Source organism: Pseudomonas sp. MWU16-30316 (assembly GCF_020515645.1).
In the GTDB taxonomy this organism is placed as follows: domain Bacteria; phylum Pseudomonadota; class Gammaproteobacteria; order Pseudomonadales; family Pseudomonadaceae; genus Aquipseudomonas; species Aquipseudomonas cerasi.
In genome coordinates this window covers 1,190,291-1,216,849 of sequence record NZ_JAIZAZ010000001.1, presented here as the reverse complement: position 1 = coordinate 1,216,849, position 26,559 = coordinate 1,190,291, and the positions used below count along the sequence as shown (strand labels likewise).

27 protein-coding genes are annotated in these 26,559 nt (G+C 58.0%); 11 read left to right on the top strand and 16 right to left on the bottom strand.

From position 1 onward, the window contains the following. Positions 1–210 precede the first annotated feature (210 nt). Entirely contained in the window at positions 211–402 is a 192-nt protein-coding gene (locus LCH65_RS05660; RefSeq protein WP_032609907.1) for a hypothetical protein, read from the top strand. On the opposite strand, the gene LCH65_RS05655 is transcribed toward LCH65_RS05660, so the two are convergent. The 5 genes from LCH65_RS05655 to flgB all read right to left on the bottom strand — a co-directional run bounded on the left by LCH65_RS05655 (position 403) and on the right by flgB (position 5,256). After that, a complete protein-coding gene (locus LCH65_RS05655) occupies positions 403–2,148 on the bottom strand; it encodes a flagellar hook protein FlgE (protein ID WP_099266313.1) in 1,746 nt (581 codons plus the stop codon). It abuts the gene before it with no gap. A gap of 197 nt (positions 2,149–2,345) precedes the next feature. Continuing rightward, the gene (gene flgE / locus LCH65_RS05650; protein WP_003436076.1) at positions 2,346–3,674 is read right to left on the bottom strand and encodes a flagellar hook protein FlgE; all 1,329 of its coding nucleotides are present in this window, start codon (positions 3,672–3,674) and stop codon (positions 2,346–2,348) included. Between the two features lie 25 nt (positions 3,675–3,699). After that, positions 3,700–4,389: a flagellar hook assembly protein FlgD gene (gene flgD / locus LCH65_RS05645; protein ID WP_003370069.1), complete on the bottom strand. Its 690-nt coding sequence runs from the start codon at positions 4,387–4,389 to the stop codon at positions 3,700–3,702. A gap of 15 nt (positions 4,390–4,404) precedes the next feature. Next, on the bottom strand, positions 4,405–4,845 hold the full coding sequence (gene flgC / locus LCH65_RS05640) for a flagellar basal body rod protein FlgC (RefSeq protein WP_002554316.1): 441 nt from the start codon (positions 4,843–4,845) through the stop codon (positions 4,405–4,407). A gap of 3 nt (positions 4,846–4,848) precedes the next feature. After that, a complete protein-coding gene (flgB, locus tag LCH65_RS05635; RefSeq protein WP_003370068.1) occupies positions 4,849–5,256 on the bottom strand; it encodes a flagellar basal body rod protein FlgB in 408 nt (135 codons plus the stop codon). Between the two features lie 288 nt (positions 5,257–5,544). Between flgB and LCH65_RS05630 the strand changes: the two genes are divergently transcribed. Further along, on the top strand, positions 5,545–5,988 hold the full coding sequence (locus tag LCH65_RS05630; protein ID WP_129484921.1) for a hypothetical protein: 444 nt from the start codon (positions 5,545–5,547) through the stop codon (positions 5,986–5,988). Between the two features lie 46 nt (positions 5,989–6,034). Here the strand turns inward: LCH65_RS05630 and LCH65_RS05625 are convergent, their stop codons facing one another. Together LCH65_RS05625 and cynS are read right to left on the bottom strand one after the other, a co-directional pair. Beyond that, positions 6,035–6,508: a nuclear transport factor 2 family protein gene (locus LCH65_RS05625; protein WP_003370064.1), complete on the bottom strand. Its 474-nt coding sequence runs from the start codon at positions 6,506–6,508 to the stop codon at positions 6,035–6,037. A gap of 10 nt (positions 6,509–6,518) precedes the next feature. Next, positions 6,519–6,986 carry a cyanase gene (gene cynS / locus LCH65_RS05620; RefSeq protein WP_003391308.1) on the bottom strand — a complete coding sequence of 156 codons (468 nt, stop codon included), beginning with the start codon at positions 6,984–6,986 and terminating at the stop codon, positions 6,519–6,521. A 73-nt stretch (positions 6,987–7,059) separates the two neighbouring features. On the opposite strand from cynS, the gene cynR reads away from it, so the two are divergent. Continuing rightward, positions 7,060–7,971 carry a transcriptional regulator CynR gene (gene cynR / locus LCH65_RS05615; protein ID WP_183131766.1) on the top strand — a complete coding sequence of 304 codons (912 nt, stop codon included), beginning with the start codon at positions 7,060–7,062 and terminating at the stop codon, positions 7,969–7,971. Positions 7,972–8,064: 93 nt separating this feature from the next. On the opposite strand, the gene cheR is transcribed toward cynR, so the two are convergent. Beyond that, a complete protein-coding gene (gene cheR, locus LCH65_RS05610) occupies positions 8,065–8,892 on the bottom strand; it encodes a protein-glutamate O-methyltransferase CheR (RefSeq protein WP_003347319.1) in 828 nt (275 codons plus the stop codon). A gap of 51 nt (positions 8,893–8,943) precedes the next feature. Next, complete coding sequence (locus LCH65_RS05605) at positions 8,944–9,870, bottom strand: chemotaxis protein CheV (protein ID WP_003436070.1); 927 nt, start codon at positions 9,868–9,870, stop codon at positions 8,944–8,946. A 77-nt stretch (positions 9,871–9,947) separates the two neighbouring features. Between LCH65_RS05605 and flgA the strand changes: the two genes are divergently transcribed. The 4 genes from flgA to LCH65_RS05585 all read left to right on the top strand — a co-directional run bounded on the left by flgA (position 9,948) and on the right by LCH65_RS05585 (position 12,528). Then, positions 9,948–10,706, top strand: a complete 759-nt coding sequence (flgA, locus tag LCH65_RS05600) for a flagellar basal body P-ring formation chaperone FlgA (protein ID WP_003417867.1) — start codon at positions 9,948–9,950, stop codon at positions 10,704–10,706. Positions 10,707–10,867: 161 nt separating this feature from the next. Beyond that, complete coding sequence (flgM, locus tag LCH65_RS05595; RefSeq protein WP_003370051.1) at positions 10,868–11,182, top strand: flagellar biosynthesis anti-sigma factor FlgM; 315 nt, start codon at positions 10,868–10,870, stop codon at positions 11,180–11,182. A 49-nt stretch (positions 11,183–11,231) separates the two neighbouring features. Then, positions 11,232–11,699: a flagellar protein FlgN gene (locus tag LCH65_RS05590; protein ID WP_003370050.1), complete on the top strand. Its 468-nt coding sequence runs from the start codon at positions 11,232–11,234 to the stop codon at positions 11,697–11,699. Positions 11,700–11,781: 82 nt separating this feature from the next. Continuing rightward, positions 11,782–12,528, top strand: coding sequence for a flagellar brake protein (locus tag LCH65_RS05585; protein ID WP_003370048.1), 747 nt, complete (start codon positions 11,782–11,784; stop codon positions 12,526–12,528). A gap of 68 nt (positions 12,529–12,596) precedes the next feature. On the opposite strand, the gene LCH65_RS05580 is transcribed toward LCH65_RS05585, so the two are convergent. From LCH65_RS05580 to LCH65_RS05570, 3 genes are all read right to left on the bottom strand, one after another. Beyond that, positions 12,597–14,012, bottom strand: a complete 1,416-nt coding sequence (locus LCH65_RS05580; protein WP_129430139.1) for an MFS transporter — start codon at positions 14,010–14,012, stop codon at positions 12,597–12,599. Positions 14,013–14,066: 54 nt separating this feature from the next. Next, entirely contained in the window at positions 14,067–15,308 is a 1,242-nt protein-coding gene (locus LCH65_RS05575; RefSeq protein ID WP_226439254.1) for a glutamine synthetase family protein, read from the bottom strand. Positions 15,309–15,503: 195 nt separating this feature from the next. Then, a complete protein-coding gene (locus tag LCH65_RS05570; RefSeq protein ID WP_032609902.1) occupies positions 15,504–16,415 on the bottom strand; it encodes a methyltransferase domain-containing protein in 912 nt (303 codons plus the stop codon). 236 nt (positions 16,416–16,651) lie between these two features. Between LCH65_RS05570 and LCH65_RS05565 the strand changes: the two genes are divergently transcribed. Beyond that, the gene (locus tag LCH65_RS05565) at positions 16,652–17,461 is read left to right on the top strand and encodes a hypothetical protein (protein ID WP_003370038.1); all 810 of its coding nucleotides are present in this window, start codon (positions 16,652–16,654) and stop codon (positions 17,459–17,461) included. Between the two features lie 65 nt (positions 17,462–17,526). On the opposite strand, the gene LCH65_RS05560 is transcribed toward LCH65_RS05565, so the two are convergent. From LCH65_RS05560 to LCH65_RS05550, 3 genes are all read right to left on the bottom strand, one after another. Continuing rightward, the gene (locus LCH65_RS05560; RefSeq protein ID WP_044309047.1) at positions 17,527–18,222 is read right to left on the bottom strand and encodes an ATP-binding protein; all 696 of its coding nucleotides are present in this window, start codon (positions 18,220–18,222) and stop codon (positions 17,527–17,529) included. After that, on the bottom strand, positions 18,219–19,820 hold the full coding sequence (locus tag LCH65_RS05555; RefSeq protein WP_003370034.1) for a tetratricopeptide repeat-containing response regulator: 1,602 nt from the start codon (positions 19,818–19,820) through the stop codon (positions 18,219–18,221). The genes LCH65_RS05560 and LCH65_RS05555 overlap by 4 nt, the downstream gene beginning before the upstream one ends. A 400-nt stretch (positions 19,821–20,220) precedes the next feature. Next, positions 20,221–20,895: a TIGR04211 family SH3 domain-containing protein gene (locus tag LCH65_RS05550; protein WP_003436066.1), complete on the bottom strand. Its 675-nt coding sequence runs from the start codon at positions 20,893–20,895 to the stop codon at positions 20,221–20,223. Positions 20,896–21,347: 452 nt separating this feature from the next. On the opposite strand from LCH65_RS05550, the gene ppnN reads away from it, so the two are divergent. Continuing rightward, a complete protein-coding gene (ppnN, locus tag LCH65_RS05545) occupies positions 21,348–22,721 on the top strand; it encodes a nucleotide 5'-monophosphate nucleosidase PpnN (RefSeq protein ID WP_003436065.1) in 1,374 nt (457 codons plus the stop codon). A gap of 51 nt (positions 22,722–22,772) precedes the next feature. Here the strand turns inward: ppnN and LCH65_RS05540 are convergent, their stop codons facing one another. Further along, complete coding sequence (locus tag LCH65_RS05540; RefSeq protein WP_044309050.1) at positions 22,773–23,642, bottom strand: helix-turn-helix domain-containing protein; 870 nt, start codon at positions 23,640–23,642, stop codon at positions 22,773–22,775. 153 nt (positions 23,643–23,795) lie between these two features. On the opposite strand from LCH65_RS05540, the gene pobA reads away from it, so the two are divergent. Continuing rightward, positions 23,796–24,980: a 4-hydroxybenzoate 3-monooxygenase gene (gene pobA / locus LCH65_RS05535; RefSeq protein ID WP_096120670.1), complete on the top strand. Its 1,185-nt coding sequence runs from the start codon at positions 23,796–23,798 to the stop codon at positions 24,978–24,980. Between the two features lie 214 nt (positions 24,981–25,194). Next, positions 25,195–26,520 carry an MFS transporter gene (locus tag LCH65_RS05530; RefSeq protein ID WP_099266316.1) on the top strand — a complete coding sequence of 442 codons (1,326 nt, stop codon included), beginning with the start codon at positions 25,195–25,197 and terminating at the stop codon, positions 26,518–26,520. The last annotated feature ends 39 nt before the right edge of the window (positions 26,521–26,559 follow it).

The following is a 26,559-nucleotide window of genomic DNA, read 5'->3' as shown; positions in this document are numbered from 1 at the left end:
TGTCAGGCTCGATACAAATGCCTGATTAGCCAGTAAAAACTGGCGATCGCCGATGGCTTGAAGAAAGAGCGCCAACCAATAGCGGCGGTGGACTGCCGCCTGCCGCTTGCCAGACAGGAAACACCGCCAAAAAAACTTCATCGAACTGCGCCGAGAACCGGATCGACAGTGATAATCTTGCCGACACCGCAACCGTGACCGGGAACCGCCATGCCTTTTCGTGCGTGCATCATCGGTATCGCGAGCGCGAGCCTGATGACCTTTGCCCTGCTCTCTCAGGCCGCTCCCGCCCACTATTACAAATGGCAGGGCGACAGCCGGATCGTCTGCGCCCAGGCCAGCCCGGGCCCAGGCTGGAAACGCTTGAAAGGCCACTTCATCAAAGCCGACTGCTCGATCTGATCAGGTCGACTGGATCAGCGTCTGCATCAGCGTCACTTCGGTGGATATCGCCTTGGAGTTGGCTTGATAGGCCGTCTGGGCCTGGATCAGCGCAATCAGCTCATCGGCCAGCACGACGTTCGAACCTTCCAGTGCGCCACTGACGATGCTGCCCAGCGTACCGACGCCCGGCACATCATATTCAGCCACTCCGGAATCGGCAGTGGCGGTCCAGCGTGTATCGCTACGCGGCTGCAAGCCATGCGGATTGGCGAAACTGGCGAGCATCACCTGACCGATATCTTTAGTCATGCCATTGGTAAACCCGGCACGCAGAATGCCGTCCCGGCCAACGTCGAGGCTTTTCAATTCCCCTGCCGAATGGCCATCCACATATGCGGCGGAGCGCGAACTGGCAGCGTTGTGCTGAAGCAGATGGGTGAAGTCGATGGTGATGCCGTCAGCGCTGCCAGCCGCTCCATTGGATATCCAGCGCTCGCGACCGGTGCCAGGATCAACCGCCATCACAGGCGACCAGCCCGTGAGCTTCAGCTGATCGCCATTGCTGCTCAGGCCCGGACTGCCGGTCAACGACGCGACGGCGCCATGGGAATCGAAGACGATGTTTGCCGTCAGCGGCGTGGTGGACCCGGAGTTCTGCGGGTTTCGATCGTCGATCAGTACGTGCAGGCGCCAGCTGTTGGTGCCATCCTTCACGAAATATTGTTTCAGCTCATGGGTGTTGCCCTGACTGTCAAAGATCTGGTTACCGAACATCCTGCTATAGGTGTTCAGATCTGCGGGGTTGAAGTGCGGAACCGGCCGATGCATGACCGTATCGCCCGGATCGAGCAGACTGGCCCCGGCGTCGCTCAACGGCAACGAAACAGCCCCGCCGTTCAGGGAGCCATTTGCCGCCCAGGCGCCATTGACCTGCGCGGCAGGCACCCAACCCTGCAAGGCAAACTCGGTGTCCGAAAGCTTGCGCAGATGCTGATCATTGCCGCTGTACGACAGGGAACCGTCAGGCTTCAGCTCAAGGCTTACCTGCAACGGCGCTACGCTGTCGGGATCCACCGGGTTGCGCCCGTCCACCAGTACATACATCGACCACTGATCAGCCTCGGTCTTGACGAAATACTGCTTCAGTTCATGGTCGGCTGCGGGCACCGGAGTGATCCCCACATCCTGGATGGTCCGGGTGGCAACCCGTGTATAGGTCGCGGGGTTGTCCGGGTCAAAGGTCGGCAAGCGGGCGAGTGACGGCAGCGAGGCATCCAGATTGATGGTTTCGGCCACCCGGGTCGTGGCCCGAGCACCGACGTTGGACGTATCGATCTGCAAGTCCGTGCGGATACCACTGGCAATCTCGCCCTTGTCGTTTGCGGCATAACCCTGCAAACGCCCACCATCGCTGTCGACGACAAAGTTGGCAGCATCCTTCAGAAAGGCGCCGGCCCGGGTATAGGCCAGTGAACCCTGATCACTGACCACAAAAAAACCGTTACCCTGAATACGCATATCCAACGCATTGCCGGAACTGATCACGGTTTCACCCTGATTGAAATTCTGCTGCACCGAAGCAAGTCGTACGCCATCCCCGACAGCGTGCTGCCCGGCCCCCAACTGTGCGGACGCATATAGAGCAGAAAACTGCGCACGAGACGACTTGAACCCCAGGGTGCCGACGTTGGCAATATTATTACCCGCTACTTCCAGTCGTTTATTGGCAGCCTGAATACCGCTGATCGCTGTATTGAATGACATGAGAACTCCCTTGCCATAAAGGCAATTCATAGAGGAGTTTTATTCTCACACCATCGTGCGTAGGAAGTTTCCAAGTAGACTGAGGGAGTAATCCGTAACTTTCAGCACTAAAAAAGACATGACAAAATACTTTGCAGACACCCATAAAAAAGCCCCTTTTTACAGGGGCTCTTTCAGCACGTATCAAACAACGCGTATTACGTCATCTGAATAGTGGTCTGCATGATGGTGCTTTGGGTGGAAATGGTCTTGGCGTTAGCCTGATAGTTGCTCTGCGCCTTGATCAGGTTAACCAGTTCCATGGTCAGGTCGACGTTGGACTCTTCCAGCGCCTGACCGGTGATGTAACCCAGCGTACCCGACTGTGGTGCGCCGCTCACCGGTACACCGGAAGCGAACGTTTCACGCCAGTTGGTGCCGCCGGCCTGCGCCAGACCCTGCACGTTGGCGAAGCTGGTCAGCGAAGTCTGACCGATCACCTGCGACTTGCCGTTGGTATAAGTGGCGAACAGGTTGCCGCTCGAGTCAACGTTCATGCCGCTAAGCTGGCCAGTGGCGTAGCCATTCTGATCCTGTTTGAGCAGACCGGATACCGAAGCGGTCTGGGTAGTGCTCGACATGTCCAGCTTGATCGAAGCAGCGCCCGTCGCACCGTTGGCTGCCCAGGTAGCTGTCGTGCCAGTACCGACCTGCACGCCAGGCACCCAGTTGGTCACGGCGAATGTACCGTCAGCGTTGAACTTGATGTTGGCGCTGTCGGTAGGAACAGAGCCGCCGGCAGTGGTCACCAGATTGCCCGAGGAGTCGAATGTCAGGTTATTCTTGTCCGGCGTGGTGGACGTCGGATCGGAAATGCTGCGCCCGTCCATCAGGGAATACATCGACCAGGTATTGGTGCCGGTCTTGACGAAATACTGATCCAGGGTATGCGCATTACCCTGAGTGTCATAAGTCGGGGTGCTGTACTTGACGTTGTAGCTATTGGTGTCGGTGGCATCGAACGTCGAAACGGTCGGCAGCGCGGTTGTCGAGTTCAGGTTGGCGGAGTTGGTGATTGTGGTCGTCGCCTTGGGCTCCAGGTTGGACGCGTTCACACGCAGATCGCTGAGCGCGCCAGTCACCACTGAGCCATTGGCGTCAACGTTGTAACCCTGCAGCTTCATGTTGCTGCTGTTGACGACATAGCCTTCCTTGTCGGTGTGGAATGCACCGGCACGGGTATACAGCTTCTCACCGTTATTGCTGAGCATGAAGAACCCGTCGCCATTGATGGCAAGGTCCAGACTGTTGGCTGTTCCGGTGGTCAGACTGCCCTGGGAGAACTGCTGGGAAACCGCAGCGGTAGTCACGCCACTGCCGACGCTGGTATTGCCGGAAGTACCGCGAATCGACTGAGCATATTGATCAGCGAACTCGGCACGTGACGATTTGAAACCGGTTGTCGCGACGTTGGCAATGTTGTTGCCGGTAACGTCGAGACTTTTGTTTGCAGCATAGAGCCCACTAAGGCCGATATTGAAAGACATGTTTCACTCCTGCGCCGTAGCGGCTCTACAATCCGATAGTTTGAACTTTGGACAGGGCGACACTGCCGCTGGCCAGGTTAAGCGTTGTTTCTGCGCCATTGACACCCAGCGTGACACTGTTGACCGTGGCGGGCAGGTAAGTTGAAAACTGCGTGTTCTTGCCTTCCACCGAGCCTTCAGCCTTGAAGCTGTAAGTACCCGATGGCAGCTGGGTACCGCTTGAGTCCGTACCGTCCCAGGCAAAGCTGGTGGTACCGGCTTTTTGCGTGCCCAGGTCAACACTGTCGACCAGATTCGATTGCGCGTCGTACACCTTGACGGTCGTTAGCGAGCTTTCGCCCGGCACCACGATCGAACCGGTCAGGCCTTTGGTGGTATCGACCGAAGTACTGCTCGCATCAATGATCACCGAGCGACCGACCAGTGACGAGGCCTGCAAGGCCTGCGACGACTTGTAGCTGCTGGCGATCGTATCCACCGTCGACGTCAGGTTCTGCATGCTTTCAAGGCTGCTGAACTGCGCCAGTTGCGCCACGAACTGCGTGTTGTCCTGCGGGTCCAGAGGATTCTGGTTCTTCATCTGCGTGACCAGCAGTTGCAGAAACGAATCCTTGCCCAGCGTGCCGGTAGAGTCCGTCTTGGTCGGCGTCGGGTTCTGCAGCGTATTCAGGAATGTCGATGAAACGCTGGTTGCTGAGGTGTTATCAACGGCCATAACTTTCGCCTTCTATCACTGACCGAGGGTCAGAACCTTCTGCATCATGGATTTAGCGGTGTTCATGATTTCTGCGTTGGTCTGGAAAGACCGGCTGGCAGAAATCATGTCGGCCATTTCTTCCACGACATTGACGTTGGGGTAATAGACATACCCGTCCTTGTCAGCGGAAGGATGATTGGGCTCGTAACGTGCTTCCAGGTTCGAGCTGTCTTCGATGATGCCGTTGACCTGAACGCCCTGCCCGGCTTCGCCCTGGTCCTGGAACAGCGAACCACCTGTGGACTGCTGACCCTGCATCACGGTGGCGAACACCGGGTGACGGGCGCGGTAGGTCTGGTCCATGCTCGAAGACACGGTCTCGGCGTTGGCGATGTTACTGGCCGTGGTGTTCAGACGCGTGGTCTGGGCACTCATGGCGCTACCGGCAATGTTGAACACATTGGCTAGTGACATGAATTATTCTCCGCGAAGGGCTGCAACCAGCCCCTTGAACTTGCTGTTGAGCAATGTGAAGCTGGCCTGGAAGCCCATGGCGTTCTCGGTGTAGCTGGCCTGCTCGACCTGGGAATCAACGGTGTTCTGGTCCAGCGAAGGCTGCGACGGCGTGCGATACATCAGCGTACCGTCGTCATTGCCCATGCCCTCGGCTTCGATATGACGGCTGTTGGTCTTGTTCAGCGCGAAATGACCGTTCTGCACCTTGTCGTTTTCGGCAGCCAGCACCGACGAGAAGTCCAGATCGCGAGCCTTGAAGTTCGGGGTGTCGGCGTTGGAGATGTTGTTGGCCAACACCTCTGCACGCTGAGCCCGGAAGTTCAGAGCCTTTTCATGTATGCCTAGCGCTTTATCGAAGCTGATGCTCATTTCGGGAAACCTTTGCCGGTTGACCTGATTCTGTTGTTACTGACAAAGCAATCAGCGTGCCATGTTGTAAAAGCCAATGATTGCAGGGCCCACAGGCGGCGGCGAGGCGGCAATGCCAGAAAAGCGGCAAGGCATTTCCGCTGTGGAGGGGCAAAGCGGCAAGGTGGGTGCCGTTTTTTTGCCAGTATGGGGGCAGCGTTGGCGAATCTCGTATCTGCACTACAGGATTGTGGTGATGACCGATACACTCAAGCGCACAAGGATTGGGAATTGGAAAGGAGCTTCATCTTGGTCGACTCAATAGGCACTCACAACAACCCGGTCATTAACACCGCGAAAGCTGTGGCGTCCCCCGCCACCTCACCCTCCCCCCGTGCCCCTTCTGCCACCTCAAACAAAGCGCAGGACTCAGGCAAACTTTCTTCTCTTTCTGTGCAACTCAGCGAAAGCGCGACGCGTGCGGCGTCAAGAGATGCGAGCCTTGATCATGATGCACTGGGGGCGAAAGCAGCTGAGAAGCTTGACCAGATCATTGGCCGAAGCTACGACGTCAACAAGGCTAAAAATGATGCCGAGGTGCCTGACACGACTGATCCCGAACTGCTGGCACACGCGAAAAAAGCAACTCAATTCGTGAACGGCGGTAGAGAGAATCCTTTCGCAGGCATGGCTAGAGATCAAAGCTTATTTGGCGACAGTGCATCAGCTACCGACGCACCCGCCACCGAATGAAAGTCCGGGCGGTTTTCGATCATTTCCGCCCGGACAGCGCTTTCAATCAGAGACCCAGCTCACTCAAACCCGGGTGATCATCCGGTCGGCGCCCCAATGGCCAATGGTATTTGCGCTCGGACTCGGCGATCGGCAAATCGTTGATGCAGGCAAAGCGCCGCTGCATGAGGCCGTTTGCAGCGAACTCCCAGTTTTCGTTGCCATACGAACGGAACCAGTTGCCGGAGTCGTCATGCCATTCATAGGCATAGCGCACGGCTATGCGGTTATCCGTGAATGCCCAGAGCTCCTTGATCAGCCGGTAGTCCAGTTCCTTGCGCCACTTGCGTTCCAGAAAGGCCTGAGCCTCTGCGCGGCCATTGATGAACTCGCTGCGGTTACGCCAGTACGTGTCTTCGGTGTAGGCCAGCGCAACTTTAGCCGCATCGCGAGAGTTCCAGCCATCCTCGGCGCCACGGACTTTCTGGACAGCCGTCTCCAGGGTAAAGGGTGGAAATGGCGGTCTTCCTTTATCACTCATACCAGCGTCCTCAGAACGGTTTGTAGGGCAGAAATTTTCCATCGAGGGTGATCACGGCTCGCTCGCCCCCTTCCGGATCGTCGACTTTCTTGATGTCGAGCTTGAAGTTGATTGCGCTGATGATGCCGTCGCCGAACTGCTCATGCACCAATGCCTTCAGCGTTGTGCCGTAGACCTGAACCATTTCGTGGAAGCGATAGATCGTCGGGTCACTGGAGACGTCTTCGACATTGCCGCGCAACGGGATGGTTTGCAGTTCGGCGACCGCGTCCCTGTCCAGCCCGAGACGCTCGGCGACTACCTCGGCCACCGCCTCGGGTAAAGGGTGCTGACCGAGCAATGCAGCCGTGACATACACCACGCTCAACCCCGTACCTTCTGCAAGCCCTGCCCACGTCAGGTTCTTTGCGGTCTTGGCCTGCAGCACACGTTCAGTCAGATGCTGGCGCGGCGCTCTGGAAATGTTGCTGTGCGGCATAGGTAACCCTCCGGAATGAATTCACGTCAATCACAGCATCGGCAACTATCACCATAAGATCCAAGACTGATTTATGATCATCGCCATAACCCTGACTTATGGTGATTCCATGCTGTTACGCCATATACGTTATTTGCTGGCGGTCGCCGATCATGGCAATTTCACCCGGGCGGCCGAGGCCCTGCATGTCTCGCAACCGGCGTTGTCGCAACAGATCAGGCAACTGGAAAGCAGCTTGGGTGTGCAACTGTTCGACCGCACTCGCCGCAGTGTCGTGCCGACCGATGCCGGCCGCGTCTATCTGGACCACGCGCGTCGCTGCCTGCTTGAGCTGGAGGCCGGGAAGCGTGCGCTCAACGATGTCAGCGACCTGTCACGCGGACACTTGCGCCTCGGCGTCACGCCCACCTTCAGTGAATACCTGATAGCGCCGCTGATCGACCGCTTCAGCGCGCTGTATCCCGGCGTGGCAATCATCCTCACGGAGCTGCCTCTGGAGCGGATCACCGAGGCATTGATCAGTGACGCGCTCGATCTGGCCATCGGTTTTGCCGGCAGTCATGCCGTCGAGATAGACAGCCAGCCTCTGTTCGATGAACAACTGTGCCTGGTCATGGCCAAGTCTGCCCCCGAAAAACAGACCGTGCTGACACTTGAGGACCTGCAAACGCTTCGCTTTGCCTTGCTCGCCCCCGGATTCGCCACTCGCCAATTGCTGGATGCCTGGTGCCATACGCAGAACTTCAAGCCGACGGTCGGCCTCGAGGCGAACTCGATTGCCATTTTGCTCAAGGTCGTTGCCCAGGGCCGCATGGCGACCATTCTTCCCGATGCCATCGTTCGCGAGCAGCCTGGGTTGTGCGAAGTTCAGACGATCCCTGCCTTGCCCGGGCGGACGGTTGCGCTGCTGCGGCGTAAAAACGGCTACCAGAGCGCCGCCGCCAACGCTTTTGCAAAACTGGTGAGCAACAGTACGCAAACATGAAACCGATGGGCAGACGATCAAAGCTGTTTTCAGCCGCGCACAAAAAAAGAGACCCGAAGGTCTCTTTTTTCATCGCAGGCAACTGGCAGACCGTCACTTGGCCTTATAGATGATCCCGGGGCTGCACTGAACCATCTGGTAGTGATCCGGCAAACCATTGAGTGCTTCGGAAGCCCCCAGAAACAGGTAACCGCCTGGCTTGAGCGTACCGTGGATACGCAGCAGGATGTCTTTCTTCACTTCAGCGGAGAAGTAGATCAATACGTTACGGCAGAACACGATGTCGAATTTGCCCAGCGAGGCGTAGCTGTCGAGCAGGTTGAACGAGCGGAACTCCACACGACTCTTGATCGGCGCCTTGACCACCCAGCGGCCCGGGCTTTTAACGTCAAAAAAGCGCTGCAGACGATCCGGCGACAGGCCGCGGCCGATAGCCAGACTGTCGTATTCGCCGGTCTTGCAGTTATTGAGCATCAAGCCCGACAGATCGGTTGCGACGATCTGCACGCCCGATTTGAGTTGACCCTGATTGGCACGCTCGAACTCGTCGATGGACATCGACAGCGAATACGGTTCCTGACCCGACGAACAGGCGGCCGACCAGATGCGCAGTCGCTGACCAGGGCTGGCCTTGATCTGCTCGGGCAGCACCTTGTTCTTCAGCACTTCGAACGGATAGGTGTCGCGAAACCACAGGGTTTCGTTGGTGGTCATCGCATCGACGACCTGCTCGCGCAAACCACTGCGCGGCTGGGTCTGAATACGCTGGACCAACTCGCCAAGCGACTTGATGCTTTGCTGCTCCATCAATTTGTTGAGGCGGCTGGACACCAGGTACTGCTTGTTTTCCCCAAGCAGAATGCCACAGGCTTTTTCCAGAAATACCCGGAACTGATCAAAATCCAAATTACCCGTAGACAAAGTGCCGCCTCTCAAATCATGTGAATCACCGGGGACGACGCCCCCGGCTGGTTATTCTGCTGCATTGATCCGCGCAACGACCCTGGCCGCCAGATCATCAGGCCGGAATTTCGCGAGAAAGTCATCCGCGCCGACTTTCTTGACCATCGCCTGGTTGAATACCCCTGACAACGAGGTATGCAAGGTGATGTGCATCTTCTGCATGCGTGGATCATTACGTATTGCTGCGGTAAGGGTATAGCCATCCATCTCCGGCATTTCAATGTCGGAGATCATCATCAGGAACTCTTCTTCAGGCTTTTTGCCTTCTGCGACCATATTGAGCAGGTAGTCCAGCGCCTGACGACCATCGTTGAGCGCGACGACCTCCACCCCGACGGTTTCCAGGCAGCGGCTCACTTGCTTGCGGGCCACCGACGAGTCATCGACCGTCAGCACGCGCATAGAGACAGCCTTGTGCTGAACCTCGGCGTCAATGACACCGACCGAGATTTCTTCGGACACTGGCGCGACTTCGGCGAGAATTTTCTCGACGTCGATGATTTCCACCAGTTGGTTATCAACCCGGGTGACGGCGGTCAGGTAATGATCGCGCCCGGTGCCCTTGGGTGGTGGATGAATCTCTTCCCAGTTCATGTTGACGATGCGTTCGACAGAATGCACCAGAAAGCCCTGAACCTTGGTGTTGTACTCGGTAATGATGACGAAGGAGTTAACCAGCGAAATCATCCCTGTGGATCCTGTCGCCATTGCCAGATCCATGATCGGGATCGTGCCGCCACGAATATTGGCCACGCCCCGAACGATCTTGCTCGATTTGGGCATGATGGTGAGTTTCGGGCATTGCAGTACTTCTTTCACTTTGAAGACGTTGATCCCATAGAGCTGCTTGCCGTCGAGACGGAACAAGAGCAGCTCCAGGCGATTCTGACCCACCAGCTGAGTTCGCTGGTTTACCGAATCCATTACACCTGCCATGCCGAACCCCCTTACAAAATGACCGCCGCCCAGACACCAGATCAACAAGCGGCACGGGCTTTGCTATTTATTACGTCATGAACGCAAAGACGACAATTTCTCGACACCTCGCATTAGAAACCCGCAGGCTTCTGTGCGCAATCGCTCTGCTGTGCCTTTCCAGCACGGTGACCCTCGCTCGTGCCGAGAATTTCACACTGCCTGAACAGCTTATCGGCGTCACCCAAGGGTTTCTTGAGTTCACAGTAGAAGACTATTTGGCAACCAACCAGATTGACGGGCGTCATGAGATACAGGTCAAGCAGCTCGACCCGCGTTTAAGGATGGGTGCCTGCGACAAGGATTTGACAGCCACACTGGAAAGTCCGCGCCCGGTTGGCCGGGTTACCGTGCGCGTGCGCTGCGAAGGTTCTTCGCCCTGGACGGTGTTTGTGCCCGCTCAGGTATTGCTGTATCGCAACGTCGTGACCGTGATGCGCCCGCTCAAGCGTGACGCGATCGTCACCGAAGAAGACGTCGCGATGCGTGAGCGGGATGTCAGCAGTCTGGGTCAGGGTTTCCTGGCGTCGCTGGATCAGGCAGTCGGTCAGAAGGTTGTCCGACAAATGGTCATCGACCAGGTCATTACCCCGGTGGCGCTTGAACAGCCACAAATGGTTCACAAGGGCGATCAGGTGGTGATCATCGCGCGCAGCGGCTCGCTGGCGGTTCGCATGCCCGGCGAAGCAATGTCCGATGGAGGCTTCAACGAACAGATACGGGTGAAAAACCTCAATTCCCAGCGGGTGATCAAAGCAAGTGTCACCGGCCCAGGGCAGGTGGAAGTCGCTATGTAGTGCATTGATGGTGGCGCGAAGGGTGTGTTTTTTTTAGACTGCGGGGAATGCCCGACGGCAAATGTCGTCTATTGGGAAGCTTTCTCACAATCAGCCTAAAGTTTGACAGGGGTTGGCCGAAAACAAGGCAAGCGTCCAAACACCCAGAGGTTTTTTCAATCATGGTCATAGATTTCAGTCGCCTTAACAACTCACAGGCTGTTGCCGGTACTTCACGTACCAGCGCCAGTAAAGACACCGCCAAAACCGATGCCCCAGCCCCTGCCGTCACCGCAGGTGTCAAAAGCACCGGGGAAACTTTTTCCTTGAGCAGTGAGGCTCAACAGTTGCAGAAAATCACGGACAAGCTGACCGATCTGCCAACCGTCAACAGTGCTCGCGTTGCCGAGCTCAAACAGGCCATCGCCGACGGTAGTTACACAGTGGACAGCAACCGTGTCGCCAGCAAACTGTTGAATTTCGAAACCCAACGCTAAGCCAAGGCTGGCGCTGGATATTCTGGACGCTTAAAAACCAGAGCATGCGATGCACGACACTACTTTGCTGCAGATGATCACTGACGACATGGTTTCAGCCCGACAGCTTCTTGAGTTGTTGCAGGCCGAATCATTGATTCTTCACGGCCGCGACATGGGCGAGATGGAGCAGGTGCTGGCGCAGAAACAGGCGCTGGTCATTCTTCTCGACCAGCACGGCCGCAAGCGTAGCCAGGTGCTTGCGGGCATGGGCCTGCCAGCCAATCGCAGTGGTCTCCAGCAACTGGCCAGCCAGTCGGATATCGGTGAGCAATTGCTGCTGGCCGCCGACGAACTGAATACACTGATCAACGAATGCCAGACGCTCAACGAGCGCAATGGTAGTCTGATCCAGCTGCAACAGGTCAGTACCGCTCACCAGCTTCGCATACTGAACGGTGGCGATACGCCTACACTCTATGACAGTCGCGGATCGACTGCCCTTAGAGCAAAACCACGCCCCCTGAGTCAGGCGTAACTTCCTGTATCAAGGTTTCGTGCATAGTGGCAGAATGCCTGCTGTTGCGTTGCCGTAGTATTTTGCCTGGAGATTCAAGAACGTGAATGGCTCAAGCGCGGACGATGCTCCGCAGCCCCCGAAGGTTCTCAATACACCTTTGGAAATCGCCGCCAACCTGCGGCTGCTACTCGAGAGTCATGATCCTCTGATCATTACCTTCCATGAGCGTCCCCAGCGCTTTCAGAGTTATCTGCTTGAAGTCGACCGTGACAACAACGTCATGGCTCTCGACGAGATGATCCCCCGTGATGGCGAACGCTTTCTGAGCAACGGCGAATCCTTCCGTGTCGAAGGCTTTCATGACGGCGTGCGGATTGCCTGGGAAAGTACTGCGCACATGGACATCCTCAGCACTGACGGTCAACGCATGTACCGTGGCCCGATGCCTGAGGAAGTGGTCTATCACCAGCGGCGCAACGCATTTCGGGCTGCGCTGAAGCTGGCACAACTGGTCGATGTAGAAATCGGCGGTGACCGCTTGAAGTTCACGCTGGCCGGCAAGCTGCTGGACATTTCTGCCACCGGTTGCAAGTTGCGCTTCGAGGGCGACGTGTCCGATCGCATGCAATTGGGCCAGGTATACGAGCGTTTCGTCGCCAAGCTGCCTTTCGGCGCCATGACAGCACCTGTCGAGTTGCGCCACCTGCATTTCGAAGAACGATTCAACACCACCTTTGCCGGCGTCCGCTTCCACAACATGAGTGGGCTGGTGCAGCGTCAGGTCGAGCGCTTCGTCTATCAATTACAGCGCGAAGCACGACGCTTCGACAAAGACGAGGACTTCTGACACTCTCCTGAATCCTTCGGCGATTGCGGCAATGCTGCCGCAATCATGCACTACCCTGCACTCTCCCCTCAGGCCTTCCAGGTCTCGCTTTCACGCTCGCGTTCATGCCCATCGGCTTCAGCTGGTTCCGCTCCGGCAGCCGGCTCGGTCTGCGCCAGAACCTCGCTTTCTGCATCGACCTCAGCTTCAGACACCGCCTCGGGCTCCGTCTCAGGCTCAACGGTTGCCTGCATCTGTTCCTGAACCACCTGCTCATCGACACGCGGGTCAAGTGCAACCACCAGTGGCGAACTGGACATACTGTCCGGCATCGCAACGTGGTGCAGCGGTGCGTTTTCGACCTGATGCAAGTGAGTGACCGCCTTGGGCCTGATCAGCAGTACCAGAATCACACCCGCGCCACAGACGAACGCATAGAGCATGTGACCGCCAAACTGCTTCATCACCACACCCGCGGCCAACGGACCGATACTGGCGCCAATGCCGTAGGTCATGAGCAACATGGCCGTCAGCGATACCCGGCGCTCGGCCTCGACGTGGTCATTGGCGAAGGCCACTGCCAGCGGATAAAGGCAGAACTGCATCAGCGAAGCCAGAAACCCGACACCGAACAGCACCTCGACCGGCACACTGGGAAACACCGCCAGCGGTAATGACGCCACCACCAGTGCGGCGGCAAAGATGCGCATCAGTACGGAACGGTCATAGCGGTCGGACAGCAGGCCCAACGGCCACTGCACCAGAAACCCGGCCAGAATGCAGCAGCCCATGAACAGACCGACCTGCTCGGTGGACAGCCCCTGCTCAGCGGCGTAGACCGGTGCCAGACCATAGAACGAGCCGATGATCAGGCCGGCGCCCAGTACCGCCGTCAACGACTGCGGCACACGCTTCATGAAGAAGCGCGGCTCCAATGGTGCCGGGTGCAGGGGTGCCGGGTGAATCGCCCGGGTCATGGCGACCGGCACCAGGCACAGTGCGAAACACAGCGCTACCAGCATCAGCAGCTCAGGCCCCAGTTGCGGGTGAACCACCAGCACCAGCTGACCCAGCACCAGCCCCAGGTAGGAGGCAATCATGTAACCGCTGAAGACCATGCCGCGCTGTTTGGCGGCCGCCTGCTCGTTCAGCCAGCTCTCGATGACCATGTATTGGCACATCATGCCCAGACCTACGATGACCCTCAGCACCAGCCAGGCCGGCAACCAGCTGATCAGGCCATGCCCGAGTACAGCCGCGCCGACGATGCCGGCACAGGTGGCGTAGGCGCGAATGTGACCGACACGGCCGATCAGGCGGTGACCGATCTTGCCGCCCAGCACCAGACCGAAATAGTTGGCGGCCATCAACGCACCGACCCACAGGCTGTCAACCTGATCGGCCGCCAGGCGCAGGGCCAGATAAGTGCTCAGCAGACCCGAGCCGATCAACATCATCAACGAGGCAAAATAAAGCGCTCGAAAGGACTTCCAGATTTGGCGCATCAACTTTCCAAAAATAGGGAGTCGCCCGACTGGGCGAGCCCAACACTGCGATTCTTAAACCTGAGCAGCCAGCACGCGCCGTTCCCAGGGGGTTATCTCGTCAAAAAAACTGGTCAGTTCCAGGGTCTTCGACGCGATGTAGCCTTCGATGAATTCATGACCAAACAGTTCCTTGGCCAACTGACTGCTTTTCAGACGCTCCAGAGCAGCGTGCAAGGTACACGGCAATAACAATTCTTCCGGCACCTCGAGTTCGCCCTGCAGCGGCGGCGTCGGTTCCAGCCGTTGCTCGATGCCATGCAGCCCGGCCGCCAGACTTGCGGCAATGGCCAGATAGGGATTGGCATCAGCGCCCGGCAGACGATTCTCCACCCTTCTGGCCGCCGCTGCACTCGACGGTATACGTAATCCGGCAGCGCGATTGTCGTAGGACCAGCAGGCGTTGTTGGGCGAGGCATACGGATGGCACAGGCGCTGGTAGGAATTCACATTGGGCGCGAACAGCGCGGTGAAGTCCGCCATGCAGGCTTGCTGGCCAGCAATGAAATGACGAAACGTGTCGGTCGGCTCACCCTGCGCATCACTGAAGATGTTCGTTGCGGTCTCTGCTGTCACCACGCTCTGATGAATATGCATCGAACTGCCCGCTGTATGGGCGAGCGGTTTGGCCATGCACACCACGATGAACCCGTGTTTGAGCGCCACCTCCTTGAGCAGGTGCTTGAACAGAAACGTCTGATCGGCCAGCAGCAGCGGATCGCCATGCAGCAGGTTGATCTCGAACTGACTGACGCCCATCTCGTGCATCACCGTGTCACGCGGCAGGCCCAACGCCGACATGCAGGCGTATACCTCGGCGAAAAAAGGCCGCAAGCCGTTGTTGGAACTGACGCTGAATGCCGAATGCCCCTGTTCGCGTCGTCCGTCCAGCCCTGTCGGCGGTACGAACGGATACAGCGGCTCGGGGTTGGGCGCAAAGACAAAGAACTCGAGTTCGGTGGCCACCACCGGCACCAGGCCCTGCGCAGCGTAACGGGCGATAACTGCCTTGAGCTGATTACGGGTGGAGAGCATGCAGGGCTGACCATTGAGGTCCTGCGCATCACAGATAGCCAAGGCGCGCGACGATGTGCTCCAGGGCAGACGGTGGAGCTGCTGTGGATCACTGATCAGCGCCAGATCGCCGTCGTCACTGCCGTAGAAGCGCGCCGGCGGATAGCCGCCCATGATGCATTGCAGCAACACACCGCGCGCCAGCTGCAAACGGCGGCCCTCGAGAAAACCTTCAGCCGTCATCACCTTGCCGCGCGGTACACCGTTCAAATCCGGGGTCACACACTCCACTTCATCAATGCCCATTAGCATTTCTTTCTGCGAATGGGGGTCATTGCCTGTCATGGGTCAGTCCTTTTAGTTGAGCAGCAAACGCCAAGCTTCAACCTTCAGACTGCAATCTTCAAGCACCGCGCTTCAGGCTGTCGGCCTGCCGCGTCAGAGAACCGGGTTATGGAAAGGCGTCCCGGTCACTTCGATGAACTCCTTTCGGTAGTCTTCGTTTTCCGGGTCGACCACAAGGGCCTGACGCAGGAATTCGACGCCTTCGGCCACATTGCCCAACTGACGACTTAGAGCGCCGGCAAGGTGCAGCCTGGTGGCATCGAAAAAATTGAATGACAGCATGATTTTGGTCAGCGTCAGCGCGTTCTCGAGCTTGCCCGCCATCAACAACTGATTGAACTGGGTATTGAAGTCGCCGACGTCCTGCCACTTTTCCGCAGACAAGCCCTCCACTTTGCGGAGCACGACGGTGTGGCCGTTGCCTACTTTCGAATCGGTTTCTTCGACGCACTCGATGTACCAGCAACCCAGGCCTGACGAGTTAACATAATTGACTGCGCGGAGCATGCTTTGCAGGGAAAAGACCTGATAGTGACCGCGCCACTCGCCTTCAGTGACGGTGGTCATGTCGACCTTGTTTTCATAGTCCTCGATCATCTGCGCCAGCGTCGTCAAACGACGGGCCCGATCAGTCTTGGCTGCGGTGCGCTTGGGAAAGATGCAGAAGAATACCCCGCCGTTCTTCAGCACTCTGAAGGATTCGACGTAGGCAGAGAGCAGGTTGGGGACGTGCTCGATGACGTGCGAACTGATCAGATAGTCAACTGACGAGTCGGCCGTATGGATGCACTGAAAATCGCCCAGCATGTCGACCTTCGAAACGTCGCCCGACACTTTCATCTGCTCGACGAAGTACTGCTGATAGTCTTCCATGTCGCGAGGGTGCAAAAAATCCACACCGTTGCACGGCGCAACGTTCAGGCAATTGGCAAGATTGAACGCATTGTGAGCCGCTGCGCCCAACTCTATACCATGCCCCTGGCAGTACTTTTTAGCTAACAGCATCACCCACCCACCGCTCATCGTGATATCGAATACAGTCTTTCATCGGTTTCGGCGGTGTCCGCTAAAACTTTAACCGGCACCGCTCCAGGTCTTTGGCGTGCCCGCAATTGGCGCAAATATTGCAATCCACCGCGTACATACGTCGATTGACGTCAGCGCAGGCCTGAACCACTCGCCACGCTGCGACGCCAATCAACAAACAATCACGCTAACGCCCAAGAGAACAGAGGATCACCATGATCAATGGTCAAAAGGTTGGCTGCGGAATCGTCACCTACAACCGTCCTGCGCTGCTGAAAAAACTTTACGATTCCCTGCCTGCCGAGATCATCGACTGCGTTGTCATCATCAATGACGGCGATGTGTATCCGGAGTTTTCCGCGTATGACAGCGAGGTTTTCTTCAATAACGAAACCAACCTCGGCGTTGGAAAATCCAAGAACAGAGCCTTGTCGCGACTGATGGATGCCGGGTGCGAGCATCTGTTCCTGATCGAAGACGACATCTACATAAAAAGCCCGGAAGTCTTCGAGCTTTATATTCTGACTTCGACACTGACCGGTATTCAGCACCTCAATTACAGCCAGCATGGCCTGATGAACAAGACGCCGTCCGGCGAGGCCAATGCGGTGTACAGGATTGACTACGGCAATGGCATCAACCTGCCCTTGTACCGCCATTGCGTCGGCGCGTTTTCCTACTATTCCAGACGGAGCCTGGAAGCGGCCGGCCTGATGGACGAGACGTATCACAACGCCTTCGAACACGTCGACCACACCCTGGCCATCATCAACCAGAACATGCACCCGCCGTTCTGGTTTTTTGCCGACATCGATAATTCGCAGCTGTATCTGGGGGACGAGCCCTGGACGCTTGAGGGCTCAACGATTTCGTCCGATACCCTGCATCGGCAAAATGCTCTTGCGGCCATCGAGCACTTCACGCTCAAGCACGGCTGCGAACCGGTCAGACATCCGTTGGCGTCTGATCAGGACCTGATGGACAGCCTGAACAGCATCAAACAGAACTTCGGGCTGAATATCTAAGCGCCGAATACGCCCCGCAATCCTGACAAGGCGTTGCGGGGTGCTCTTGGAAAGGCTGCGGCCTCTCAGGGCAGGGTCATACTGAACATCGCCCCGCCCAGCACGCCGCCGTTGGCGATTTCAATGCGCCCGCGCATGCCGTTGCGTACATGCAGCCGGGCAATGTGCGCAGCGAAATACAAGCCCAGGCCGGTACTGCCGCTGCCCTGGTTGATGCCCTGCACATAGTCGGTCTGGCGTTCGATCAGATACGCCGGGTAGCCGGGGCCATCGTCATTGATGGTGATCTTCAGTTGCCCGCCTTCATCACCGACACTGACAACAATCTGCTCGCGGGCAAAGCCGATGGCGTTGACGATGATATTGCCCACCACCGAGCCGATCAGTTCGCGGTCGAAAAAGCCCAGGGGGCTAACCACATCGATCGCATGACGCGCGGCAATCCCGCGGCTGGCCAGCACGTCCTGATGATGGGCCAGTTGCGCTTCGATGAAATCGTCCAGTTCGTGGTAGTCCGGACGCAACGGCATCTGGTTGACACCCAGCTTGTAAAGGCCGAGCAACTGCACGAGCATCCCGTTGAGGTTGGCGAACTCGTAATTGATGACGCCATGCTCCGGCGTATCGCGCTGCTGGACCGAAAGCTTCGCCTGCCACTGGCTGTGTGCCTGGATCAGCGTCGCCAGCGAGTTCTTCATGTCGTGCACCGTGGAGGCGATCACCATGGAAAAGTCGAGGCCCTGCTCTGTCTCCTCACTCATGCGCTGAATGCCCTCTCCCTGAGTTTCTGGTAGCGCTCATAGCGTGGATCGCTTTCCGGGATCTTGCCAAGCATGGTCAGGCTGGCACGGCACTCGTCAATTCCGGCCTGGCCCAGATTCTGGCCAGGGTGAAGCAGCGACTGCACCATGTTCAGCGCAATACTGATGTTCTTTGGCTGCAGCCCCAGCGCACTGCGGAAAAATGCCTGTGCTTCCGTAAGATTGCCGGCCTTGTAGCTGCGCACGCCTTGCAGGTTGAAATCGACAGCCGCCTTGCTGGCACCCAGAATCGCCGGATCATCGGTCATGCTGGCAATGCTTTTCATCACCGCAGGATCATCGCCATAGGCTCCCGCACAACTCTTCAAGACGCCGGCACCGGCCTCTTCCTGACCAAGCTTCTTCAGTTGCGCAGCCACCATCAGTGCGGCATCGGCACTGAGCACCTGCTCCATGCCATCCAGTCTGGCCATTGCCTGCTCGGTCAGCTTGGCTGCGGTTTCCGGGTCCGAATGCTGCAGGCTGGCCGCTTTCATCAAGCGGGTGCGCACTTGCAGACCCTCGTCGTCGCCATGCTCCTTGGCCACGTCGACCAGGGCGTTGTTGATCTCGACACGGGTGCGCGCATCGAGCCCCTGATCACCGCCCTTGCTGATCAGCGCATGCGCCAACCCCAGGTTGGTTTCCGGATCCTTGAAACGCGAATGCTGACCTTGGGAGACAGCCTGGCGATATGCCTTGGAAGCGCTTTCGAAGTCCTCGTTGCCCAATGCCAGCTTGCCCAGCAGCTTCTGCCGACGCACCGCCAGCGGCGACAGGCGCACTGCGCTTTCCAGCACGGACTGCGCGCGTTTGCCATCGCCAAGCGCGACCAGCACATCAGCCAGGCCATCGAACAGCGCAGGCATGGTCGGAAATGCCTTGATTGCCTGTTCGTAGACAGCCTGCGCCTCGGCGGTCTTGCCGCGCTTGAGCAGCAGGCTGCCCAATGCACCGTAGGCCCACGGCGTGGCCCGATCGGCCAGAATGGTCTTGAGGAACGCTTCCAGGGGCTCGTTCTGCTTCAGGTCACGCAGGGCATCGGCCTTGTAGCGCAGGCACAACGGCGCATAACGTGGGTCCTGCTCGATCAGCTTGTCGCACGCGGCCAGTACTTCGGCCGGTTTGCGACGGTCGAGGGCCTGCAGAATCGGCTTGAGCAAGGTCTTGCGCTGCACCAGCTTTTCCAGGCGCTGGGCCAGTCCGGCGCGGTTGAACGGCTTGGTCAGGTAACCATCCGGCTCCCACTCAAGCGCACTCATGACCATCGCCTGACTGTTTTCGGCAGTGACCATGATGAATACACTTTCGTAACTCAGCAGCCGCTCGATCATCAGGTCTTCCAGCACTTGCTGACCGTTCTTGCGACCATCACCCAGGTTGAAATCGTGCAGCACGAAGTCATAACGCTTTTGCGAGCACATGCGCAGAGCCTGCTCGCCGGTGTCGGCAGTGTCCACTTCCTTGACGCCCAACTCACGCAGCATCGATCTCACTGAACTGCGAAAGTCAGAGAAATCATCAACGATAAGAAAGCTTTTTTGGTTGTACGCCAGCATCCGGATTCCTGCACAGGAGAGGGTGAAAATATGAGACCCGCGGCATGAAAATCATTCAGGCCCGACTCGGCAGCCCATTTTTCAGGACGCACATAATAACTGATGGCAAAGAGCCATTACACAACTTGCCGGTCCCCTCCTCCTATGCGTCAGCGCACGAGGTTGAGGGCGACACTCAGTTTTTCGACCATCCACGCAGAAACTGTAGAACGAACATCAACTTCGCGCACGAACCCTGTGCCAGGCAGGCATAAAGAGTGTGGGCTGGATCGTGATTGCGGCAGGGGAAAGGCATTTTCGGAGAGGTCCGTCACACATCGGCTGCGCACTCGATAAAACGCACAGCGTGGCGGACAACATGCCAGCGCGGGACGCTGGCATGTGAGGTGATCAAGGTGGTTTACACCCAGCCGTCGTTCTTCTTACGGCCCTTGGTCAGCGCCGGAAGGATCAGGCCGACCAGCAAGCCGGCACCGGCAATGCTGCCGCCGTAGACCATGTAACGCATCATCACTTGCTTGTTCTCATCGCCAAGTCGTGCCTGAGTCGCACGCAATTCAGCCTGAGAGTCGGCCAGTTGATCGTTGAGGGTCTTGGTGCGCGCCTCCAGCTCATCGACCAGTTTCTTGCGCGCGTCCAGCGTTTCCTGCATGCCCTGCACGCGAGTCTTCCAGGTGTTGTCGATGCCCGCCAGTTGCTCGGTCAGATCGGCGACCTGCTGAGTCAGTTGTGGGACACGCTCGGCCTGGCCAGGGACTTCCTGCAAGTCGCTGCTCGGAATCCACACCGTGGAACCGCCTTCGCCGCGCACCTGGCTGAACTTGCCCGAAGCGCTGAGCAGCTCGACCTTCTGCCCGGATTTCAGCGTTCCCACAATCCGGTGATCATCGGTTGGTCCGCTGCGTACATAAGTCGTAAGACTGTCGCTGACCCAGCGATCGCTGCCTGCGGCCTGTGCGCTGCCAGGCACGACAACGGTCAATGCAGCGCCAACCAGGCCTGCGCCGAGCAAGCGACGCGAAACGACGAACAGGCCAGGGGCTCGGGAAAGAAGTGCGGAAAAATGACGAGACATGGCGATAATTATCTTTATCTGAAATGAAAATAAAGCCTCGTTTAACGGGCCGGCTAAGGATGGGAGCGGCAAGTGATCAACGGTTTTGCAACTCCTGCCCGGACGGAATGTCTGCCTATCAGGCGCGCTGAAAAAGCACCTGATGATCCCTTTCGTGCAGGCCGTCCAGAAAGTCCATCAGCTAACAGACTCCGTTAATGGGGTCAGGTTCACTATTGCCCGTTGTCCGCGTCAAAATTCAGCCGCACGGTCATGCGAAGCAAGTGCCTGCTTTCAAAAGAATTCACCTGCCGATTCAATCCTGCGACGACGCACAACGGCTCAAACAGGGGATGTCTGCGGTCCGGCGTTTGCTTTCCCGGCCAAGTGCTGTAGAAAAGGCTCCACAGGGGTGAATGTTCTCGATATTCACCATCCTGATGCTCGACTGCATCGCTCTAATGGAAAATAGAATGATCCCAAGACAAGTGATTAACGCCACCGTAAGCCCGAAAGGCAGCCTTGAAACCCTGTCCCAACGTGAAGTGCAGCAGCTCAGCGCGGCCGGTTCAGGCAGCACCTATACCCTGTTTCGCCAGTGCGCCCTGGCCATTCTCAATACTGGCGCCCACGTCGATAACGCCAAGACCATTCTTGAAGCGTACGAGAGTTTTGAAGTCCGCATCCATCAACAGGACCGCGGCGTTCGCCTGGAGCTGCTCAACGCTCCGGCCGATGCCTTCGTCGACGGCGAGATGATCGCCAGCACCCGCGAAATGCTGTTCAGCGCCTTGCGCGACATCGTCTATACCGAAAGCGAGCTGGACAGCCAGCGCATCGACCTGAGCAATTCCCAGGGCATCACCGACTACGTGTTCCACCTGCTGCGCAACGCTCGTACCCTGCGTGCTGGTGTCGAGCCGAAGATGGTGGTGTGCTGGGGCGGCCATTCGATCAATACCGAAGAATACAAATACACCAAGAAAGTCGGCCACGAACTGGGCCTGCGCAGCCTGGATATCTGCACCGGCTGCGGCCCCGGCGTGATGAAAGGCCCGATGAAAGGCGCGACCATCGCGCACGCCAAGCAGCGTATCGTCGGCGGTCGCTACCTGGGCCTGACCGAGCCGGGCATCATCGCTGCCGAAGCGCCCAACCCGATCGTCAATGAGTTGGTGATCCTGCCGGACATCGAAAAACGCCTCGAAGCGTTCGTCCGCGTCGGTCACGGCATCATCATTTTCCCTGGTGGCGCAGGCACTGCCGAAGAGTTCCTGTATCTGCTGGGCATTCTGATGCACCCGGACAACAAGGACGTGCCGTTCCCGGTGATCCTGACCGGCCCGAAAAACACCGAGCCGTACCTGCAGCAACTGCACGCATTTGTCGGTGCCACGCTGGGTGAAGAGGCGCAGCGCCACTACCAGATCATCATCGACAACCCGGCAGACGTTGCCCGGCAGATGACTCAGGGCCTTAAGGAAGTGAAGCGGTTCCGCCGCGAGCGTAATGACGCGTTTCACTTCAATTGGCTGCTGAAGATCGAGGAAAGCTTCCAGCACCCTTTCGATCCGACCCACGAGAACATGTCCAGACTGCAACTGAACCACGATGTGCCGACTCACGAACTGGCCGCCAATCTGCGCCGGGCGTTTTCCGGCATCGTCGCCGGCAACGTCAAGGACAAGGGCATTCGCCTGATCGAACAGCACGGTCCTTATCAGATCCACGGCGATCCATCGATCATGGGCCCGCTGGACAAGCTGTTGCAGGCCTTCGTCGATCAGCACCGCATGAAGCTGCCAGGCGGCGCGGCGTACGTGCCGTGCTACCAGGTCGTGACCTGACCGCACAGCGACCTGCGACAAGCCAACGGGGTGCTCTTGAGCACCCCGTTTCTATTGCTGCCGACGAAATGCCTTGGGTGATTGCCCGGTAGCGCGCTTGAAGAAACGCGAAAAATACGCCGGCTCGGAAAAGCCCAGGCTGTCTGACACCTGATTGATGGTCAGGGTGGTGTAGATCAGGTTGCGCTTGGCCTCCAGCAGCAAGCGCTCACTGATGATCTGCAAGGCCGACTGGTTGCACAGCCGCCGACACAGAGCATTCAAATGCGCGGCGCTGATGCCCATCGCTTGGGCATGCTGGTCAATCGACCAGTGCTCGCGAAAACTCGCTTCCAGTTGATGCATGAACACCTGCAAATGCTCGCGGCCGCGATCCATGGCGTGAGTCTCTTCGCCAGCACCTTCACTGCTGCGCCGACTGAGCCACACCGCCAGCACACTGACCAGCGAGTGCAGCATCAGATCGCGGCCCGCTCTGGGCTGCCGGTATTCATTGGCAATGGCATTGAACAGCGTGTCGACATAATCGCTGTCCGCCCCGAGCGCATAGCAGCGGGCAGCGCTAAGGGCAGAGACGTCGAGCGCAGCCTCGAGTTGCTCCACCAAGGGTCTGGCCAGGCTGAGAATATGGCCCTGAATATCTCTGGAAAACCTGAAGGTGTGCACGCTGAGTGCGGGCACGACCTGCAACGAAGGCATCTCGACCTCGCTGACCCGGTCCTCGACCTTGAGCATCGCCTTGCCCGACTGCACGTAAAGCAGCTGGACCAGATCGCCATGCCGATGCGGCTTGATCTCCCATTCGTGAATCCTGCTGCGCTCGGGGATCGACTCACAATGGATCAGATCGGGGGTCGGCCAGGCCGCGGTTTCCCCATAGAGTTTGAACACCGGTATCGCTGCTGTGGCAGGTCTGGCCATGTCGTCCTCTCTGGTCCGGACCCTCGAAAAGTCCAGATAATGCAGCGGATATTGCCTTCTTATCTCGACGGCATCCATTAAAAATGCAGGAGACAAAAACAAACATTTCCCGCTGACTAAACCTGGCAGGGATCAAAAGACAGGACTATCGCCATGAAAACCAAGGTTGCCATTATCGGTTCAGGCCCTTCCGGATTGTTGCTGGGCCAACTGTTGCAACGTGCCGGCATCGATAACGTCATCGTCGAGCGCAAGGACCCCGACTACATCCTGTCGCGCATCCGCGCCGGCGTGCTGGAACAAGGCATGACCGACCTGTTGCGTGAAGCGGGCGTCAGTGAACGCATGGACGCAGAGGGCATGATCCATGACGGTTTCGAGCTGGCGTTCGCTGGTCGTTGCGAGCGCATCGACCTGAAGAGCCTTGCCGATGGCAGGACGGTGATGGTCTACGGCCAGACCGAGGTCACCCGCGACCTGATGGCCGCGCGCGCAGCCAGCGGTGCAATGACGGTCTATGACGCCGCAGACGTCAAAGCGCACGACCTCAAGAGCGACAGTCCGTACCTGACCTTTGTGAAAGACGGCGAGACCGTGCGCCTGGACTGCGATTACATTGCCGGCTGTGATGGCTTTCACGGCGTGTCACGGCAATCGATTCCCGCCGACGCCCTCAAGGTATTCGAACGCGTTTATCCGTTCGGCTGGCTCGGCGTACTGGCCGATACGCCGCCGGTCAACGAAGAGCTGGTCTATGCCAATCACCCGCGCGGCTTTGCCTTGTGCAGCATGCGCTCGGCCATTCGTACCCGCTATTACGTGCAGGTCAGTGCCGACGAGAAGGTCGAAGACTGGTCGGACGAGCGCTTCTGGGATGAACTCAAATCCCGCCTGCCCGAGCATCTGGCAGAGCGCCTGGTCACCGGCCCGTCCATTGAGAAAAGCATCGCGCCGCTGCGCAGCTTTGTGGTTGAACCCATGCAGTACGGGCGCCTGTTCCTGCTCGGCGACGCCGCGCACATCGTCCCGCCGACCGGTGCCAAGGGGCTGAACCTGGCGGCCAGCGATGTCAGCACGCTGTACCGTATCCTGCTCAAGGTCTATCAGGAAGGCCGCACTGACCTGCTGGAAAAGTATTCACAGATCTGCCTGCGCCGAGTGTGGAAAGCCGAGCGCTTCTCTTGGTGGATGACGTCGGTGCTGCACAACTTTCCCGACACAGACGCGTTCAGCCAGCGCATCCAGCAAACCGAACTGGACTACTACGTCGGCTCGGAAGCCGGGCGCAGGACCATTGCCGAGAATTATGTGGGCTTGCCGTATGAGGCTGTCGAGTAGAGCATTGGCCCCGGCGCAGTGATTTTCGTTGCGTGCTGACATTCGCGGCAAGCCATAAGCTCCGCGGAGGCACGCGTTGTGCAATCACATAACGCGTGCCCCCTGCCGCCGTGCAAAACCCCAAAGCGTTTTTGTCACTGCCCACCTATGATCAGGAGTGCACCCAGTAGCTATCCGGCTATATAAAAACAACAAGCACAGAGGAACACCCGCCATGACACCTGTCTCGACCCACGAGGTGGGCGACGCCGAAGGCAATCATGTCTACCGTCGCATCACCCTGCGCCTTATCCCGTTTATCTTCATTTGTTACCTGTTCAATTACCTCGACCGCGTGAACGTGGGCTTTGCCAAGCTGCAGATGCTCGATGCCCTGAGTTTCAGCGAGACGGTCTATGGCCTCGGTGCCGGTATCTTCTTCATTGGCTACGTGCTGTGTGGCCTGCCCAGCAATCTGGCGCTGAACCGCTTCGGGCCGCGTCGCTGGATCGGTCTGATGATGATTACCTGGGGAATTTTCTCGACCTGCCTGCTGTTCGTCACCACGCCGGTCGAGTTCTACGTGCTGCGCTTTCTGACCGGTATGGCAGAGGCCGGCTTCTTCCCCGGCATCGTGTTGTACCTCTCGCGCTGGTATCCGAACCAGCGTCGCGGACGGATCATGGCACTGTTCATGTCGGCCATTCCGGTCTCCGGACTGCTGGGCGGTCCTTTTTCCGGATGGATTCTCAACCATTTCGCTGCGGGCCAGGGCGGAATGGCCGGCTGGCAATGGATGTTTCTGATTCAGGGGTTGCCTACCGTGGCGCTGGGTGTGCTGGCCTTCGTTCTGCTGTGCGACAGGGTCGAGGATGCCCGCTGGCTGACGCCCGCGCAGCGTCAGCGGGTCAAGACCGATATCACCAACGATGAACTGAGCCGTCCGGTGCACGGCAAGAGCTCGGTGGCTTCAGTGCTGACCATGCCGTTCATATGGATTCTGGGCTTTATCTACTTCTGCATTCAAAGCGGCGTCTACGCGATCAATTTCTGGCTGCCGTCGATCATCAAGAACCTCGGTTTCAGCGATGCACTGGTGATCGGCTGGATCAGTGCCGTGCCGTACCTGATGGCGGGCGTGTTCATGCTGCTGGTCGGCCGCTCCGCCGACCTGCGTAATGAGCGCCGCTGGCATCTGGTGGTGCCAATGCTGATGGGCGCGACCGGCCTGATCATTGCCGCCAACTTCGCGACGCTGCCCATCGTTGCCATCATCGGGCTGACTATCGCGACAATGGGTGCGCTGACCAGCCTGCCGATGTTCTGGCCATTGCCAACCGCCCTGCTGAGCGCCAGCGTTGCCGCAGGCGGGCTGGCGCTGATCAACTCGATCGGGCAGATGGCAGGCTTTCTCAGCCCTTACCTGGTGGGCTGGATAAAGGATCAAACCGGCTCGACTACCCTGGCGCTGTATTCACTGGCCGCGCTGACCATCGTCGGCAGTCTGGTGGCCTTGCGGGTCAGTCGTTCGTCGGCAATCGAGGTGGCTAGGCCCGCCTGACCTTTTCGATACCCTCATCTGGAGCCAGGCCTTGTGCCT